Here is a 582-nt window from a genome sequence, read left to right as displayed (position 1 = left end):
TAAAATCACCCCAGCTGATGTGATGACAGCGTATGCAAATGACAAAACCTCCCTACGAGGAGCCTTCTTCCTGCAAAAGCTCTGCTTAAAGAACATTCCAAAAGACCAGAGAAAAATCAGCCCGGATCAGGTCATTCAAGAATTCAATCGAGCTCCAGATCAAAATAATAAGTATCAGTTAGCGATAGCGCGCTTCAAAGCGGAATGTTGCCTGAGGGGCCTGCTGTTGACACCGGATGGCAAGCAGAAACCCGAGCAGGTCACACCGGATGCGGTGGTTAAGGATTATCAGGCAGCCAAAGCAACACTGGAGCTAGCGCGCTTTAAGGAACAATGTTGCCTGAGGGGCCTGCTGTTGACACCGGATGGCAAGCAGAAACCCGAGCAGGTCACACCGGATGCGGTGGTTAAGGATTATCAGGCAGCCAAAGCAACACTGGAGCTAGCGCGCTTTAAGGAACAATGTTGCCTGAGGGGCCTGCTGTTGACACCGGATGGCAAGCAGAAACCCGAGCAGGTCACACCGGATGCGGTGGTTAAGGATTATCAGGCAGCCAAAGCAACACTGGAGCTAGCGCGCTT

The 582-nt window shown here is 51.9% G+C and carries 1 protein-coding gene; it reads left to right on the top strand.

Going from position 1 to position 582, the window contains the following annotated elements:
* Positions 1–22: 22 nt before the first annotated feature.
* Positions 23–582, top strand: a 560-nt coding sequence (locus tag AK963_RS30405) for a hypothetical protein (RefSeq protein ID WP_139117836.1), incomplete at its 3' end; no start/stop codon positions are given.

It is taken from the genome of Endozoicomonas atrinae, assembly GCF_001647025.1.
GTDB lineage: Bacteria > Pseudomonadota > Gammaproteobacteria > Pseudomonadales > Endozoicomonadaceae > Endozoicomonas > Endozoicomonas atrinae.
The sequence above is the reverse complement of the archived record's forward strand: the minus strand, read 5'-3'. Positions and strand labels throughout refer to the sequence as shown.